Origin of the sequence: Acidihalobacter aeolianus (genome assembly GCF_001753165.1) — a bacterium.
Lineage (GTDB): Bacteria > Pseudomonadota > Gammaproteobacteria > DSM-5130 > Acidihalobacteraceae > Acidihalobacter > Acidihalobacter aeolianus.
The window spans coordinates 1,518,161-1,535,389 of the sequence record NZ_CP017448.1; the positions used below are offsets into that span (position 1 = coordinate 1,518,161).

The following is a 17,229-nucleotide window of genomic DNA, read 5'->3' on the forward strand; positions in this document are numbered from 1 at the left end:
GAATGGAGTTTTGATCTATGATATTAATCCATGTAGATGTTCTTGTAAGCCTGATAAGTGATTTATTACTATGAACCGTGAGTACTTGTAACATACTTGCTGTCTTGACCAGAGCACCTAACAATAACGACCCCGCGATATCGCTTGATATACATTTGTTGATACATAGGGCAGTTATTGACATTTTCCAAGAGGGAGTTATTCCCAACTAACCACATACCACGTTTAGCTAGGCTCTTGGGTAACGGACTGTAACCTATCCACATAGTCCCGTTAGGGGTGTCAAGGTGCCTAGTCTGAGGTACCAAGCCAAGAATCTGTAACCACTTGTACCCTAACTGATGGTATATTTTTCTCCATATTACGGAATGATCAGGTCTTTTGGGGTCCTGTATTTTAAGTATACTACCCCAATTGGGGCCATCTAGATAGCGAGCAATACCCCAAAATGTCTTGTTGTTGGGGATATAAATCGGAAGTTTATGAACATTGTTTGCTGCGATATATCGTGCTGCAGAACGGTACTGCATCTTCCATGGTGTGCGATTTTGCAGCAGCCCTAGTATCATGAGTAATACGCACGTTAATGTAATAACTGTAGTCGTTAGTCGCCTCTTCGTATGGCTATAATTAAATGAGAAAACGGACTTTGTTAGCATAAATGTCAGAGATAATGAATAAAATGGCGCGCAAAATGCAAATAATCTAGGTATCCATATGGGTCTTATTATAAACGATATTGCTGAAGCAAAAAGTATCGGCCAGATAACAAACGATATGAGTATGAGCTTGGTTCTTCTATCACCATAAACCAGACCTAGTATAGCGCTGATTGCAATTATACCTACCAAGATCAGTCTAAGCGCTTCAGGGTATACAATGGCCCCATAGCCAAGAATCCATCCTGACAATGTATCAACTACGGCATTAACTGAAGGGTATGTTGTTTGACCTACTGATCTAAGCGACGCATTAATTAACCAAGGTAATAAAAATATCCCAGTCGGAACAATAATGCGCCATGTTATTAAAGCGCTCTTCAGGCAGTCACGAAGAACTAAGCTGATGACAATGTACAATAATATTGATGATATAGCCACGACGGCAGCGCTGTGAGTTGCTGCAAGCATGGCTGTTATAGTTACTAGCCAGAAAGTGTTTTTATTAGATGGCTTCTGTAACCAGATTTCTGATCTGATCCAGCCAATTATTGCCAAGCAAGAAAGCATTGAATACATTCTTACTTCGTAAGAATAATATATTTCACTTCCCAAAAATGCGCTAAATGCAGCGGCAAGTAAAGCCGCTTTTATTCCAGAGATACGGTAGGCGCCATAGGTGCAAGCTACAATAGTTCCCAAGCTCCACGTTATGCTATTCAAAAGTAGCCAGGCATCACTGTGGGAAGGGATTCCCCAGAGCTTGAGTTGTAGATAGTATAGTGGTGGTTGTACGTCGAATCTCAGCACTGCCACTATGAGCTTTAATGGGTTTAAGTTGATATAGCTTGCGCCATAGATTTCATCTAACCAAAGACCAGATACGCCTATGGCAGATAACCTGACTGCTGCGGCTGACATGATTATTATTACTATCAATAATAGATACTTTGTGTAATTATTATATATTTTTTGGTTTGAATTATTATTCATGAGTATTCCTGGTGCGCATTTACTAATGTGAGTGTTCTCAATAAATGCAGTATATCTGGATGGTTGTTAACGTAATAATTAATCATTCTTTTCTTAACCAAACGCTCGCTAGATTCGGGTTAATTAGGTAGGCTTTCTTGCCGAATACGGTAGATGTTAACCAAAGGAGTGCGAACAAGGCTGGATGAGGCTTTTTTTTCCACATCCCTCCAGAATATGGACTATAAAATGGATAATGATTTTTCCAGTCTTCAATATTCTTGAATGTAAGCACCTTGGATATTTGATTAAAACGTTTTTGAAATACAGATAAATCACTTGGGGTTAGAAAATGATTATGTGCTTTGTATTCCCTTTTAAATATGCGTAAATATGTATCACGCCATCTTATGGGTAACCAATGTGCGAATGGGACAACAGAGTCATGACTCACAACGGGGAAGATTCTATTGGGTGTTGTAATAATTATCATTTTCTTTGTGAGTCTGTTGATGGTGTTTATGCACGCCTTAACATTATCGCTTCCAACATGCTCAAGTGTTTCGATACTGGCAAATATGTCGATTGACTTATCTGTTAAGGGAATATCTTGCATATATTGATGATAGAATTCACATTTGTCTGACAGGCCGAGAATATCTGCGAATGAACGTATTGCGTTTAATTTCATCGTAACTGGCTCTACGAAGACTACTTTTCCCCCACCACAAAGCAGAAATGTGAGCCCTAGCCATCCATATCCTGCTGCGCAATCGCAAAGTACGGCTGATGATATATCAATGTGCAGCATCATTTGATTGACGTATAGTGCTTTCATGTATTCAAGTGTGGCCTGGATGTCCAGGTTGCAATAGTCAGAATTCCTGGAAAAATCGGGAATGTTCCTTATGCTTTCAATTTCAAATTCTGTTAGCTGTTTCAAAGAATTATCCGTCCATTCAAAGTTAATGTATTATTACTCATGCGTTGTTAGTTGCTTGGAGTTGTATGGGATGCGGTTTTTAAAAGATATCCCGCTGGGAGTTTGCTTAAAATATATTTACTTAAAATCATTATATGGAATGATTTATTGATGCTGGCGTGCTTCTGTCTGCTTGGCATAATTATTTTGTTACTTTGATTAATGCGTTTTTTATTTCGGTAATACTTAATGTGCTGCCGTTACATCTATTCAAAAAATAGTCAAAATAAGCATCAAGTTTACTAAGAAAACGGATTCTGTCCTTTTCATCATGCACATAATTGGTTGCGCCGGGGAGCAGGGTAGAGCTATGGTAACTCAACATAAAATATTTATGTCCTTGATCGAGTGCCCAGCGGGTTTGCCGTTTCATGTCATTTAGACTATGTCCTTCTGGGGATAATCGCAGCCTTTCAAGGCCATGTACTTTGGCTGCGATACTTCCTAGGTTTAATGTTTTAGATATTTTGCTTGACAGTATAGGATATAGGGTCGGACCTACACGAGCTAGAATTCCTAAAAAGTCTACTGTGTGAGGCAACTCTATAATGTCATGACTGGCTATGAATGGCTGGTCTGGAAAGGAAGTGAAATCAGGACCTTGTATCTTTGAGAAGTCTGTGTGCGGAACAATACTGGTATCAACTTGATAACCGAGTTTGTTCAATATCCTATAAGTAGACTCGCCTACACCGTATCTTCCTGCTTTGTATATCGTAGGTCTTGAGCCAAATGATTTCTCAATTTGATTTGTTAGTTGAGTTAGTTTTTGTTCTTCAATTCCTTTTGGAAGGTTGCCTGGGTATGAATGAAGTTCATTGATAACCTCCCCATAGGGCGGATTCACCCATGGGTGCAAGTGAGCCCCAATTTCACAGCGACCCTCAGAGTGTATTTCTCGTAATACTTCGACTGACTCTGGTGTGTTTGCAACCGGATAGTCAACTACGTATGTGGGTACGATGCCATATCGGTCCATGACTTCTTGTGCGAATGGTTGCGAGAGAATATTGGTTATGGACCTAGATTCCGGATTGAAGCTGGAATTCCAGTCAAACTCTTCCTCAGTGTCCACGACTACGCATAAAGTAGGTGGGTAGTCCTTGGGTAATGTTAACATCTGCCACGCGGGGTCAGGCTTGAGCACGGTTCGGGTATCCATCGGAGAGTAATCTTGCGAGATTATCAGTAGCTTCCTTGATTATTTGGTATGTGGCAGTAAACAAGGCTTGATCACCGCCATCGGGATCTTTGATGATCGTATCGTGAGTACCGAAGCTTCCCAAAAATACAATTGGGGTCTTAATCTCTGGATATCTGTTTTGTATCCATCGTTTGTTAATTTCATCGAATACAATAATCAGTTGTGCACTAGTCGCAGCATCGTGAGAGAAATGCCTGGAGCTATGATTAAGAAGATCTATACCAAATGATTTTGCGACGTGGATTGCGTTAGGAGGAGATTTATAACCTTCTCTTGGCAGATTTCCATATGATTCCACGCTCACGTGTTGCAATGAGTTGTTTGATAAATATGATTTGAGCAGTTTTTCAGTGAAAGGACTCCGGCAAATATTCCCTTGACATACAATGGCAATTCTGGTAATTGCTTTATTCTTTATACTCCTTTTTGCGCGATTGCTCTCATAATTAGAATTTAAGATCTTAATTTTTGAGCGTATTCGATTTTGTGTGTCATATAGCAGAATACGAATTTCATTGTAAAAAGGAGTGGGGTCATCTAGCACTAACACATCATGAATTTCTCGCCCAATGAAAATACGGAAATACTCTGGGATTGTTTTCAGGAGAAAACTTGTAAATTCTATTGGTTTTTTTGCGAATGACTGCAAATGATACAGCACAAGGCGTGTGTCTGGGATTAAATTACGTCCGTATATACCTGTGCGGTAATCATGAGGCTCTCCTTCGATGTCTTTGCAAAGCAATTGATACCAATTAAATGGAAAGTCGACACCAAGGCCAACCGGAAGGGGGAGAGAACCCCATGGCCTCGCATTGATTTCCAACAAAATCCATTGGTTGCTGTTTTTATCCAGGCGGAATTCAATCATTGCCACTCCTGTATACTCGGTGGCAAACATAATCTTTTCAACAGCGCCAATGAGACTAGGTGTCAGTGGAGAGCTCACCCTGTAGTAACTTGATCCTTCAAACTCATGTTCACGATGATGTTCGAACGCTTGTAAGATCCGTCCGCGGTGCGCTAGGACCGATATACCACAGCCTTTCCCACTGAAGAATCCTTCATAAATGCATGATTCATGATAGAGCGTTCTCAGTGTGACTTCCAAGGTGTTTTTGTCGCGTGCTATCGTGACCTTGTGTCGATCGTACAATCTTTCTGCTGTGTATGATGATGATGCTTTGATCGCTATTGGTAGTCCTACTTCTGAGATTAGATGGTCAGCATCGTGCTCAGGCAGTAGCCTTCCCCCTTTGGCAATTGGAATATTTAGGGAAGCTGCAAGCATTCGTGTTTCATGTTTGTTGAAGAAATACTTGATGCATTGCTCTGAGGGGATTGCGAGCTTGGATAATTTTTCAAGTTTGGCCCTGTGCCAATTTAAGGGAAGGAGCGTGCGTTCATCGCATGGAATTACAAGGTCAAATAACACACACTTTAATAAGTGGCTAATGGCTTCCATCCATTCATTTCCGTTACCCAAATAATACGGTAGCCAGTGTACCTTGGTGATGTAGCGTGATTTGAGGGCAGGGGCTCTAAAATTGAATGGGGCTACATGCACTTCCAATCCCTGACGCCCGAGTGACCGTACTGTGCTCAGGAAGCTACGCGTGTCATCACCCAGTACTAGTACTTTCCCAAGTGTCATCGCTTGATCATTGTTGTGGTGGTTAATGTATTAGCAAGCACAGGCTCATACGGACGATCTGCATTCATCAACTGGTCGACAAGTCCGTGAACTGGTTCAACATTGTGACATTGGGCACACTGCTTAGTGAGATTCATGTCCTTCGGCTGATGTTCATCCGCTAGGAGAGGTAATTATCACTGATTTCACCCGAGTCGCGCCACATCTCCTTGGTAACCCGCTCACCAGTTGAATCAATTCCGAAACATAGTAGTGCTTCACTTCAAAGTTTTTGATTAGATGACTCGGGTTGACATCGACCTCGGCATTACAACTGGGTGCGTTTTACATGAGTCAGATGCACCTATGGCGTTTGCTGTCGAAGGCGAGGTATGGATGTTAGATGTGGATCCTATGAGTGGGATGGAGGAGATAAGCTTCCAGTTTTCATGAAAAGCGGAGATTCAGATTAACCAGGCTATGGTCGAGGATTTAATCGCTATTACTGTGTCACCTGGATATGATACACAAAATGTGCCTTGTTGATGTGATTCATCATGCGTGCGTATTCGCACGCATATGGAAGAGAATTCATTCTTCCGATTCTGAAGATATCAGTTGATGTTTATTGTCTAATTCCAACAACGCGGGAATTCAATATTCCGCGGAATAACGAGCTCTTAGCCATCATTTTTCCTATCTTAGTAGGCATGGCATCTAAAACCTTTTCCACAATATAAATCATCCTTATGGGGATTTTGATCTGCCTTCCCTTGATCAGCGCGTATAAATCAACACGTGTAAATCCGACATTTAAAAACAGCGATGTTAACTCAGATATGGAGTACTCTTTTAGATGGAAACCTGATGCCACATTATCAAAGTACATCGATATATCATGTGGTCCGGTTAGCCTATTGGGTGTTACGCATACGTAGCACCCTCCGGCATTTAGCGCGCCATATATGTTATTCAACTGTTCAAGCGCATCATCAGGGTGCAAGTGTTCCATGAGTTGATTGCTGTAGATTACATTCGCCTTAATTGAGGTATTTAAAATACTGCACCCATCCGAAAGAATAAGCTGAAAATTGGGAGGGGAATCTTCGGAACGAGTAACTTCTTCCGACACATCGATTGCATATACCCACTTTACTTGTTTAGCTACCTCAAAAGAGAGTGCGCAATCGCCAGCGCCTACTTCAACAAATATGGAGTCTTTCGTCAAAAACTGGGAAAGAAATTTTAACTGTCTATCTATTGCGCGCTGAGTCTCTGCTGGTGATGTTTTGCGAATAAGTTGTGGATGGTGGCTGACCCGTTTGTATAGTTCGTCATAAAGTGATGCGTAAAGATGGCGTCGTTCAGATTTGCTGGCGCCCATCAATTGCTTGGCCAGATCCTTTTCAATCTCATAATGCTCTCGTATTTGCTCGTGCGTCCTATCTGTCGCGTCATTTGATGAGCGGCCCATAATGTACTCCATACACATCGTGTTCCTAATATTTCGGTTTAGGAGGTCTTTTGGCATTCAGGGTCAAACAAGGTAATGTATTTTCAACTATGTAAAGCGCTTCGTTGGTCTTCATCTCTACAATCGGTGTTCATGGTGGTTAGTCAACTTGCCGATTTATTCGCTTAGTTACGATATTCACATCCCGTGAGTACTTTGTGTTGGCATTTTACACTTGTACCTAATATGATTCGATCATATTAGGTTTCTAGTTTCTTGCTATCTGTTCCTCGGGGCAGAGTAATCTCATGCATCTTTACTGGATTCTTTAATACGATCCTGAAAATGCGCCCCCTTGGTTGGAAAGCATGGGGTCTACGTGCTTAAATGTGTTACACCTGAGTATCTACGTGTATGTGTCTCCCTGTCTACATTGGTGCGAGTTGTACAGGATCATCGGATGCTTGTAGAACCAGAAGGTTATAGCTTTTAAGTCTATCATGTCTCACATGATTCAACTGCCGTCATGATCCTCTCGTTCACATCCTGTATAGCGCTAGGCGAGGGTTCATGACTGTTGACCTGATTGACTGGGTTGTTATCACTGTCTGCGTGGCGGTCATCGTTCTCTGGGTCAAGGCTTTTCCCTATCCATCGATCTTGATTCGTTGGCTGTTACCCCCGAAAAAGCGCTGGCCTGAGGCTCAGATCCGTGGATGGTTATTGAAGGGTTCTCCTCCTTCCTCGTATTTGAGTTTCTTTAATCGGGATCCAGAACGTATAGCGCCGGCTGGGCATGGTCTGGTCGCTCCTGCTGATGGTTTGGTAACCTCGCTGGAGTGTCGCAATGGCATCCGATATGTTGTGATTGCCCTGACATTTTGGGACGTGCACGTGCAGCGATCTCCCGAAGCAGGGCGAGTTTCAGAAATCAGTACCATGGGTTCTGAGTTCATGGATGGTGAAGGGCGAGACTTTGCATTCTTGGCTACAAAGGCCTCTCCAGTACAGATGCGCATCGTTGTACAAACTGCCTTTGGTCAGATCGCCATTAGACTGATAACAAGTTTCGCTGCTCGTCGACTTGAATCATTCGTCATGGTCGGTGAAAGCGTGGTGCGTGGCCAACGTATAGGGAAAATAATGTTGGGTAGCACCGTCGTTTTAGAAATTCCTGAACGCTGGTCAGTATTGGTGCGAGAGGGCGGTCGTGTTAGAGCCGGGGAAACACTAGTTACGATGGATTTATCGTGATGAGTCGTGCAGCATTACTGTTACTCGTATCGACAGTGATTCTCTTGTTGCTCGATTATGTATGGCGCGTGACATCACTTTCCGTGCGAATGCTGCTGCCCATCGCGATATCGCTTTGGATGGTCATCTCAGTGTTCATATGGTACTGGATGGCTTGAGTAATGCGTGTATGAGTTCCCAATTTAGAAGCGCTAGTGCATGCTGAGGATCAAGTTCGGGTTAAGCTTGAAACGGTATGCTTACATTCATTCACTGCCTTGATGTGCCAATACAATAAAGCAGGGGAGTAGAGTCTTTGTCAACAAGCGTTCTCATGGTCGCGTACCACTTCCCGCCATGCTCAGAAGTCAGTGGTACGCTGAGAACCCTGTCCATGGCTGAAGGACTGGCGGAAGCCGATTACGAGCCAATCATTTTGACGACGAAGCCACTGGCTTACCCGAAACTGTTTTCGACGTCTTCGCAGTTGTCAGAACCATTTGAAATCCACAGGACATTTTCATTAGATGCCGCACGCCATATGGCGCTGTTTGGACGTTACCCTGAATTTCTGGCACAACCAGACCGGTGGGTCTCCTGGTGGCTCAGTGCGGTGCCTCATGGCCTGTCATTGATCCGTCGGCGGAAGCCAAAGGTCATTTGGTCCACTTATCCGATTGCGACATCCCATTTGATTGCTTCTACCTTACATCGACTTACCGGTATTCCATGGATTGCCGATTTTCGAGATCCCATGGTACTTCCGGCATATCCCACTCCGGGGGCAACCTTGGCCACGCGACAACGCCTTGAACAATCAACCGTTACGAGAGCGCACACGTGTGTATTCGTGACTCAACGCTCGTTGGATATGTGTGCTGAACGGTACATGGGAGTCGAACATGCACATTTCGAATTGATTCCAAATGGGTATGACGAACAAGCATTTTCTTCGCTCTTTAATGATAAACAGATTCCATCAGAATTGAATGAAGGTATTCAAAAGCCTTTAACGTTGGTGCATAGCGGGCTTTTGTACTCATGCGGCCGAAACCCGCAAGCATTTCTTGAGGCTATCGCCAATTTGCTAAAGCAAGGTAAGCTGACGCGTGATGCGTTGCACATTATTCTACGTGCAAGTGGCTCAGAAGGACATTATGAGTCTATGGTAGCCCGATACGAGCTACATGATATCGTGGAGATAGCGCCTATGCTGGAAAGGCAAGATGCCCTAGTTGAACAGCATCGTGCCGATGGTGTGTTGCTGTTCCAGGGGGCTGAATTCAATGCCCAAGTGCCAGCTAAACTATATGAGTACTTTCGAAATGGTAAGCCTATACTTGCCTTGGTAGACGGGGCTGGAGAAACTGCAGATATCGTATTACGCGAGAATGCTGGGCTGGTGGTGGATATGAACAATGTGTTAGCCATCGAGACTGGCTTGCTTGAATTCATTGATAAATTGAAACGGCGGGTCATTACACCAGTTGACGGGGATGCATTGCAGAAATATTCGCGGCGTGTCGGTGCCCAAAAATTGGTGTCCATAATTGACAAGCTTGTGGGAAGCCGCTAAGCGTCTCCAACACCAAGAAGCAAGCTTGATTAATAAAGCATCCAGTCATCTCGTGTTTTGACATATTTTAGTATCAACCCCGTATGCCCGCCGTTTCTTGATTCGGTTAGATATTCCAATGCGCAAAATGACCGTAGATCTGATTGCCGCAGCTCGCCCCAACTACATGAAAATTGCGCCTCTTTACCATGCGCTGAAGCATGTGGCGTGGTGCGACGTACGTGTAGTACACACTGGCCAGCATTATGACAAAAATATGTTCGATGTGTTTTTCGCCGATTTTGATTTGCCTAGGCCCCATGTGTCGTTAGGTATTGGCAGTGGCACACATGCAGAACAAACGGCTGGTGTGATGTTGGGGTATGAGAAACACTGCCTATCTTCTCGGCCTGATTGGATTATCACGGTTGGTGATGTTAATGCCACTTTGTCGTGCGCACTTGTCGGGGCCAAGTTAGGTATACACGTAGCTCATCTTGAGGCCGGCTTGCGTAGTCATGATCGCACAATGCCTGAAGAGATCAATCGCGTCCTTACCGATAGCCTTGCAGACCTTTTGTGGACGCCTTCTACTGATGCGGACGATAATCTCCGAGCAGAAGGTATTCCATCAAATCGCATTACTTGTGTGGGTAACATAATGATTGATGCATTTGAAATGCTGCGCATCAAGATAGAGGGTGAAAGCACGCGTGTTAAGTTTGGTGTGGAAAAAAGCAAATACGCTGTGCTCACCTTGCATCGACCATCTAATGTCGATGTGCCTGGCGTGCTTAAGTCTATTGTGTGCGCTTTGATGCTCATCGCTAGACGTATACCGATCGTGTTCCCCGTCCACCCAAGAACTCGACATCGTTTGGTTACAAGCGGTTTATGGGATCAGCTATCAACAAATGGTTCGATACGGCTGCTTGAGCCTTTGAGTTACATCCAATTCATGAATCTGGTGATTGGCGCGGCGGCAGTTATCACTGATTCTGGTGGCCTCCAAGAAGAAACGACTTACTTGGGTATCCCCTGTTTAACCTTGCGTGAAAATACGGAACGTCCTATTACCCTGACTCAGGGTACCAACAGGCTCGTGAGTCCAGACGTACTCCCATTCGCTGTGGAACAACTGAGCGACTTTATGCGGCGTCCCCCTCCAGCCTTGTGGGATGGGCATACAGCAGAACGCGTGGTGGCAAGCCTGAAGGAGTGTTCAGACATACGTGGCATGCTGCACGATTGAGTCGTTGGGATTTTGGGGTAACTCACCATACTGTTTCCGCGAGAGAGTGCGCGGTGGTACACATTACAAACGTGACCAATAAGCATGGGAGACAGCGATTTGGATTCAACCCGGTTTGCACGCGAAGTCCGCAGACTGGACTTCATCGCTCGTCGTGCCTGGCCCATCCTCAGACCGGCGTTGCGTGGTTATCTGGGCACACGTTGTCGGCGTTGCGCGTTGCCGTCAGCCTATGCCGCGCTCGACGCAAATGGGATGTGCGAGGCCTGCGCTCGTCCGGAGATTCAGACCTCGATAGATGAAACTGTGGCGTATGAACATCTGAATTCCGAAATAGGGGATATTCTCGGGAGAGCGCATGGGGTTGGTGGCACTTACGACGCCGTGATGCTTTTCAGCGGCGGCAAGGACAGCTGTTGGTTGCTGCGCCGCCTCCAGAACGATTTCCCTCAATTGCGTCTCCTGACCCTCTTGGTGGACAACGGATTCATGAGCCCGATCGCTCTGGAGAATGCGGCATGGGCGATCAAACAATTTGGTGTGGATTTCCTGGTATTCAAGCCTGACACCGGTTTCGTTCGTAAGGCGTTCCGGTTGGCGTTTCAACAGATCCCGCATCAAGCCGGATACAGCATCGTGGACGCCGTCGACGGACAGATCACATTCGATACGGCGCGCAATTTCGCGGCAGGTTACGGTATCCCGCTGGTCATCAGTGGGCTGGGGCGTACGCAGGTTCGCAATATTTTCGGCGAGGCACGTATCGAAATGACCGAGGAGGACGAACAGAATCCGCTCGTACGGCGTCACGGCCTCTCGCTCGCCGCTCATTTCTCGAAGCCGGAAATGAGCCACTGGTTCGACCGCGCCCGCTGGCCTGTCGAGAGGGTTCCGCGAGTCATCTCGCCGCTGGTGGCCTGGAATCCTCCGGAGCGTGAAATCGTTGACGAATTGGTGGCTGTGGGATTGTTGCGGCCCGGGAGCAGCAGCCCATTGCTCACCAACAATGCCTTCATTCCGCTGATCGCGGTCAGCGAAGTTGCTCGTTTCGGCTATAACACGTTCGAAGTCGAATTTTCGTCTCTGATTCGCGAGGGACGCATCGAGCGGGATTATTGGATGAACTTGTTTCAGATGGTCGAATACTCCGCGCGAACCGGCCGGTTTATTGGACCGGCTCAACGAGAGGCCCTGCGAACGCTCGATCTGTCGATGTCTGATCTGGGCTTGCCGGCGTCGAAGGTTCGTCACAACGGGTGGATGCAGTCATGAAGCACGCCTATATCACCGGCGCTACGGGATGTGTGGGACGCAATCTGGTCGACGTCCTGCTTGAGGACGGCTGGCGGATTACGGTATTGCACAGGCCATCGTCCGATTTGAGCCGCCTCGATGGCTGCGACGTCGCCTTTCAGCCGGTAGATCTTCATGACAGCGATTCGGTGATGAGTGCCTTTCAGTCTGGGATCGATGCGGTGTTCCATGCCGCCGGGAATATGTCGCACTGGTCGGCCGATGCGGATAGACAGTGGCGCGATAACGTATTGGCCACGCGAAATCTGGTCGATGCGAGTCTCCGGCACGGTGCTGGCCGGTTCGTTTTCACATCGACCGGCGCCGTGACGCTGTATGGCGAGACCGACGAAGCGGCAGCCGCCCGCATCAAGCAGGGCTATATCAGAACCAAGCGACTCTCCGAACTGGAAGTTCTGAAGGGCGTCGAGCGTGGGCTGGATGCCTTGATTGTCAGGCCCATCATCGTCGTCGGGAAATACGACTACAACAATTACGCACGGATCTTTCAACTGATCAAATCCGGCCGTGAGCGCAGGAGCTTGCCTGGACGGATCGCCTTCTGTCACGCGGCCGATGTGGCCAGAGGGCAACTGTCGGCCTATGAAAAAGGACGCACGGGTGAGCGCTATATGCTGGCGGGGCCCTATGCGAGCTGGCAGACCTTTTTCCAGTTGGCGGCAGACTGCATGGGCGTCGATGTCCGGATCAAGGCAGTGCCCAGGTCATTGTTCGTGGCTCTGGCCTATACACAGGACTTCATCTCCCGGTTCACGCACAAGGAGCCTGAGTTGACGCCTGATCTCGCCTTTCTTCTTCAGGATGTTCCTGAATCCTTTTTTGACCCGCAGCATATGGCCGAGCAGGAACTTGGATACCATTCGGCATCGCTCCCGCATATGATCGAGGGTGCTATAAATGGCCAAACAGTCCGGAACTAGTCTAGTATGATCCTGCTAAGTTCAGTGTACGAACGATACCAGCCCTTCACCTGCCTAGCTGGACGGCTAAAAACTAATGCAAGGCGGCTGTCATAATGACTCATCCGGACCTGCTGGCGATATTGGACCTCGCCCGATGGGCGCCGAGTGGAGACAACACGCAATGCTGGCGTTTCGAGATCGTTGACGAGACACGATTCGCGATCCATGGTTGGGACACGCGCGATTGGTGCGTGTACGACCTCGACGGACATGCCAGTCAGATAGCGATCGGAGCGTTGCTCGAAACGATCGCGATTGGCGCTTCTGTTCAGGGATTTCGCGCTGAATTCACGCGCTGTGTCGATTGCCCTGAATCGCGTCCGACGATTGATGTCACCTTGATCGAGGCGCCGGAAATGCTTCCCGACCCGCTTGCGGAGGTGATCGAGCGCAGGGTAACGCAACGTCGCCCGCTAAGCACGACGCCTTTGTCGGAGGCTCAAAAGCATGCACTTGAGGCCAGCGTGGGGTCAAATTTTCGTGTTCTCTGGCTCGAGGGTGCCTTAAATCGTTGGCGGATGGCTAAGTTGTTGTTCCTAAGCGCCAGGATACGATTGACTATCCCTGAAGCATACGAGGTACACCGGCGTGTGATCGAATGGCATGCGCGTTACAGCGAGGACAAGATCCCAGATCAAGCGATTGGGATGGATCGCATGGGCATGAGGCTGATGCGGTGGGCGATGCAGAGTTGGGGGCGAGTTCTGTTTCTCAACCGTTGGGTGGCTGGCACTTGGCTACCACGCCTGCAACTTGATCTTCTGCCTGGTTATTACTGTGGTGCTCATGCATTAATTGCTAGCAACGCTCAGCTCGACGGCACTGATGCTTATATTGCCGCTGGGCGTGCAGTTCAGCGCTTCTGGTTGACTGCAACTGTTCAGGGGCTTCAATTCCAACCCGAAATGACGCCACTTATCTTCAGCCATTACGCCCGTGAAGAGCGGCGCTTCAGTATTATAGAGTCCGCCGTGCGTGAAGCGAGTAGCGTCTATAGTCGTATGTGTGCATTGTTCCCACACGACGCAGTGTGTGCGGGGGTATTCATTTGCCGAATCGGGGGGGGGGATACCCCTTTATCACGTTCGATACGATTACCGCTAGAACGACTCATCGATAATGAACTTCCCACGGTAAATGTAGATACATCAGGTCTATGAAGCTTGGCAACAAGAACGCCAAGGCACGGAGCTGCTCGCCGCGAAGAGCCTTATCATCAACCTGCGCGCCCGATTGCGGTGGACCGAAGATGCGCGCGAACACCTAAAAATTGGCTGGTCGGTACTTTCTCATCATCCCGATAGAAATTCCGCTTCATTTGTGAACAGTGTCAGCAGTTCGAGGGGGGCTGACGCGACTTGCTAGCGTCGGAATATTTTACAACTTTAGCTGGGGTGTAGATCGCCCTAATTGTGACCCTTGACTTGAACCCGGTGACTTTTTTCCTAATAACAAAGAGTTAGCGCTTAATCTGCTCTGCGATCCGACAATTGGCTCAGTAATTGCTTTACAACATTCCGAGATCCGGCTTTCGGCGTGGCCGAAATTTAAATTGTCTTGAGGAGGGAAGATCGATGACTAGTCTTGGTGGTAAGTGTGCGATTATCGGTGGTTTAGTGCTGATAGGTGGGCTAAGTGTTCAGTCCGCTTCTGCTAACATTATTGAACCGGGTGGCGCAGGCATTTTGGTACAAACCGGACCTGGGGGCTATTCAACGAATGTTTTTGAGAATATAGCCAGTAATGGTTCGATTACAGGCTACGGTTATGCATATGCCTTTGGCCCTTTCAACTCACCAGATACAACTTCTGGCCCTAGCTACTGTGCCTCCGGTTCGACATGCGCACTGACATTTCAGTTGGGTGGTTTAGATGTGACCTCATCGACCACAACCTCAAGCACGAGCGGCAACTTCACTTACTATTACACGAATAATTCTTACACGACTGGCTTTCTCACGATGTACTCGACGACATCAGGAGCAACTCCCACTAATACTACCTATGCGTTTGGTACCACTCCATATGATTCGAATTACACTGCGGCTGCAAATGGTATCGACTGGTTAGATTTGTCTATTCAGGGTTTGACGAGTACAACTACTACAACCGTTAATACTTCTTTAGGTACAACGAGTTCGCAAACCATATTTAGTGGCGGTCTTGATGTGACCTCGGGTCCGGGTGTTGCCAATTACACTTTTGCGACCAAGTCGCTTTCGGGATTCTTTAATGACCTGACTTATCAGGGTTCTGGTCCTAATACTTCGGCTCAAAACCCAACTAATAGCAAATATTCTTGGGTTGGTAATGCGGGTGGTAATTATTACGCTGTGCCAGAACCAAGTGACCTCGGCATGATGGGTTTGGGCCTCCTGATGGTGGGTATGCTGGGTCTGCGTATGCGCCAGTCCCGGTTCCGCCGCGATTGATCCCGACTGTACGAAGTCGGGAAAAAGTTTGAGTTCTGAGGCGCCTCTATGGCGCCTCAGTTTTTTGTGGTCCATGATCGGTCGTATGTGAGCGGAAACAGGGATTGGGCCGCATGACGACATTCAGCTACGAAGAAGCTTTTTCACGCACGCTGGGATGGATTACCGAATCCGAGCGCGATGTCATTAGACAGAAACGGGTTGCTGTGGCTGGCTTAGGCGGTGTCGGCGGATCCCACGTCATTACATTGGCGCGACTGGGGCTGCAGCACTTTCACCTTGCCGACATGGATACGTTTGCGCTGGTCAATATGAACCGCCAAGCCGGTGCGTTTTGTTCGACACTGGGACAAGCCAAGCTCGATGTCATTTCACGACTTGCGTGTGACATCAACCCCGAAGCCGATGTCATCGGGTTTCCTGACGGCGTTTCGAATGACAACCTTGAACGTTTTTTGGATGGCGTCGATCTCTACGTTGACGGCTTGGATTTCTTCGAAATGTCGATCAGGCGGGCAGTTTTCTCGGCCTGCTATGCGCGTGGCATTCCAGCGATTACGGCGGCGCCGTTAGGCGTCGGTGTTGGTCTCTTGGTTTTCGATCCGAACGGTATGAGTTTTGACGAATACTTTCAGCTTGAGAACCAACCCTATGAGGAACAACTATTGCGTTTTCTAGTCGGCTTGGCCCCCAGAATACTGCATCAAGGCTATCTCGCTGATCCATCCACGGTCGATTTTAAATCGCATCGCGGACCTTCGACGCCGATGGCATGCGAACTCTGCGCAGGCGTTGCGGGCGCAACGGCAATGAAATTGCTGCTGAAACGCGGGCCGATTGTCGCTGCTCCTAGAGGGCTGCAATTTGACGCTTATCGTCAGCGCTTGGCCAAGACGTGGCGCCCCTGGGGTAACGCAAATCCGTTACAGAAACTGATACTTAGTATAGCCAGGCGAAAGATGAAAAAAATGGGGGGTATACAGAAGGATGGGGGATGAGGGTAAGCTCATGTCCACCAAGTGGGGGATTAATGGATTTAACGCATCCAGCGCATGGCTTGTGCTGATAGCGCATATGTGCAGGCAGAGGGCGGTTTGTGACGTCGCTCGTGCAATGGCCTTATGGGGGGGGGGGTCTCTTTGAAGCCTATAAGCTTCTTCAGGAAGGCGACGATTCGATAGTACCCAAGCAGTATCCAATCATGGTGATAAACATCAAAGTCTAAGTGAATATCTAGTCTGGGATAAGCGTTGGAATTCCTGGACACGAACCGTTCCATATAGTGGTAGTGTGTGATGAATAACCCATGAACCTTGTCATAGTATCTAGGGTAGACCATCCATCCCTTCCTAGGTTGATTACATTTTGGAGAATCATGCAAATACTATGCACATAATCATCGCGTCAGGTGGAATTTTCTGAACAATGATAGATGTAGTTCCCGAGTTATTGATATATAGAGATAATTTAACCTAAATGTCTGAGTGATGATGACATGGTTTATGTGTTATCAAACTGGTCCCTTAACAGAGAGTCTATTAGTTTACCTGGTCGTAAAGAAATCCGACGCAATATCAG

The 17,229-nt window shown here is 47.2% G+C and carries 13 protein-coding genes; 8 read left to right on the forward strand and 5 right to left on the reverse strand.

The features are described 5' to 3' along the window. Positions 1–68 precede the first annotated feature (68 nt). From BJI67_RS17375 to BJI67_RS06945, 5 genes are all read right to left on the reverse strand, one after another. On the reverse strand, positions 69–1,652 hold the full coding sequence (locus BJI67_RS17375) for a hypothetical protein (RefSeq protein WP_156782060.1): 1,584 nt from the start codon (positions 1,650–1,652) through the stop codon (positions 69–71). An 82-nt stretch (positions 1,653–1,734) separates the two neighbouring features. Next, a complete protein-coding gene (locus tag BJI67_RS16790; protein ID WP_083250716.1) occupies positions 1,735–2,574 on the reverse strand; it encodes a class I SAM-dependent methyltransferase in 840 nt (279 codons plus the stop codon). A gap of 181 nt (positions 2,575–2,755) precedes the next feature. Then, the gene (locus tag BJI67_RS17380) at positions 2,756–3,760 is read right to left on the reverse strand and encodes a polysaccharide deacetylase family protein (RefSeq protein ID WP_156782061.1); all 1,005 of its coding nucleotides are present in this window, start codon (positions 3,758–3,760) and stop codon (positions 2,756–2,758) included. Further along, a complete protein-coding gene (locus BJI67_RS16795) occupies positions 3,747–5,282 on the reverse strand; it encodes an arsenate reductase/protein-tyrosine-phosphatase family protein (protein ID WP_197513349.1) in 1,536 nt (511 codons plus the stop codon). The genes BJI67_RS17380 and BJI67_RS16795 overlap by 14 nt, the downstream gene beginning before the upstream one ends. 793 nt (positions 5,283–6,075) lie before the next feature. After that, positions 6,076–6,924, reverse strand: coding sequence for a methyltransferase domain-containing protein (locus BJI67_RS06945; RefSeq protein ID WP_197513350.1), 849 nt, complete (start codon positions 6,922–6,924; stop codon positions 6,076–6,078). Positions 6,925–7,473: 549 nt separating this feature from the next. On the opposite strand from BJI67_RS06945, the gene BJI67_RS16800 reads away from it, so the two are divergent. The 8 genes from BJI67_RS16800 to BJI67_RS06975 all read left to right on the forward strand — a co-directional run bounded on the left by BJI67_RS16800 (position 7,474) and on the right by BJI67_RS06975 (position 16,649). Then, on the forward strand, positions 7,474–8,157 hold the full coding sequence (locus BJI67_RS16800; RefSeq protein ID WP_083250718.1) for a phosphatidylserine decarboxylase: 684 nt from the start codon (positions 7,474–7,476) through the stop codon (positions 8,155–8,157). 373 nt (positions 8,158–8,530) lie between these two features. After that, the gene (locus BJI67_RS06950) at positions 8,531–9,712 is read left to right on the forward strand and encodes a glycosyltransferase (RefSeq protein WP_197513351.1); all 1,182 of its coding nucleotides are present in this window, start codon (positions 8,531–8,533) and stop codon (positions 9,710–9,712) included. Between the two features lie 118 nt (positions 9,713–9,830). Beyond that, entirely contained in the window at positions 9,831–10,943 is a 1,113-nt protein-coding gene (gene wecB, locus BJI67_RS16805; RefSeq protein ID WP_197513352.1) for a non-hydrolyzing UDP-N-acetylglucosamine 2-epimerase, read from the forward strand. A gap of 84 nt (positions 10,944–11,027) precedes the next feature. After that, the gene (locus BJI67_RS06960) at positions 11,028–12,215 is read left to right on the forward strand and encodes an adenine nucleotide alpha hydrolase family protein (RefSeq protein ID WP_156782062.1); all 1,188 of its coding nucleotides are present in this window, start codon (positions 11,028–11,030) and stop codon (positions 12,213–12,215) included. Then, positions 12,212–13,177, forward strand: coding sequence for an NAD-dependent epimerase/dehydratase family protein (locus tag BJI67_RS06965; RefSeq protein WP_070072417.1), 966 nt, complete (start codon positions 12,212–12,214; stop codon positions 13,175–13,177). Before BJI67_RS06960 ends, BJI67_RS06965 begins: the two co-directional genes overlap by 4 nt. A gap of 95 nt (positions 13,178–13,272) precedes the next feature. After that, positions 13,273–14,379, forward strand: coding sequence for a nitroreductase family protein (locus BJI67_RS06970; RefSeq protein ID WP_070072418.1), 1,107 nt, complete (start codon positions 13,273–13,275; stop codon positions 14,377–14,379). 414 nt (positions 14,380–14,793) lie between these two features. Next, positions 14,794–15,651 carry a PEP-CTERM sorting domain-containing protein gene (locus tag BJI67_RS17385; protein ID WP_156782063.1) on the forward strand — a complete coding sequence of 286 codons (858 nt, stop codon included), beginning with the start codon at positions 14,794–14,796 and terminating at the stop codon, positions 15,649–15,651. Positions 15,652–15,764: 113 nt separating this feature from the next. Next, positions 15,765–16,649 (forward strand): ThiF family adenylyltransferase, encoded by an 885-nt coding sequence (locus BJI67_RS06975; RefSeq protein ID WP_070072419.1) that lies wholly within the window; start codon positions 15,765–15,767, stop codon positions 16,647–16,649. The last annotated feature ends 580 nt before the right edge of the window (positions 16,650–17,229 follow it).

Bases quoted from the DNA above. Each gene is read 5' to 3' on its own strand.
- BJI67_RS06965 (WP_070072417.1), top strand. From the start codon at position 12,212: ATGAAGCACGCCTATATCACCGGCGCTACGGGATGTGTGGGACGCAAT.
- BJI67_RS06945 (WP_197513350.1), bottom strand. From the start codon at position 6,924: ATGGGCCGCTCATCAAATGACGCGACAGATAGGACGCACGAGCAAATA.
- BJI67_RS17385 (WP_156782063.1), top strand. From the start codon at position 14,794: ATGACTAGTCTTGGTGGTAAGTGTGCGATTATCGGTGGTTTAGTGCTG.
- BJI67_RS17375 (WP_156782060.1), bottom strand. From the start codon at position 1,652: ATGAATAATAATTCAAACCAAAAAATATATAATAATTACACAAAGTAT.
- BJI67_RS06950 (WP_197513351.1), top strand. From the start codon at position 8,531: ATGGCTGAAGGACTGGCGGAAGCCGATTACGAGCCAATCATTTTGACG.
- BJI67_RS16800 (WP_083250718.1), top strand. From the start codon at position 7,474: ATGACTGTTGACCTGATTGACTGGGTTGTTATCACTGTCTGCGTGGCG.
- BJI67_RS16795 (WP_197513349.1), bottom strand. From the start codon at position 5,282: ATGGAAGCCATTAGCCACTTATTAAAGTGTGTGTTATTTGACCTTGTA.
- wecB (WP_197513352.1), top strand. From the start codon at position 9,831: ATGCGCAAAATGACCGTAGATCTGATTGCCGCAGCTCGCCCCAACTAC.
- BJI67_RS06960 (WP_156782062.1), top strand. From the start codon at position 11,028: ATGGGAGACAGCGATTTGGATTCAACCCGGTTTGCACGCGAAGTCCGC.
- BJI67_RS06975 (WP_070072419.1), top strand. From the start codon at position 15,765: ATGACGACATTCAGCTACGAAGAAGCTTTTTCACGCACGCTGGGATGG.
- BJI67_RS06970 (WP_070072418.1), top strand. From the start codon at position 13,273: ATGACTCATCCGGACCTGCTGGCGATATTGGACCTCGCCCGATGGGCG.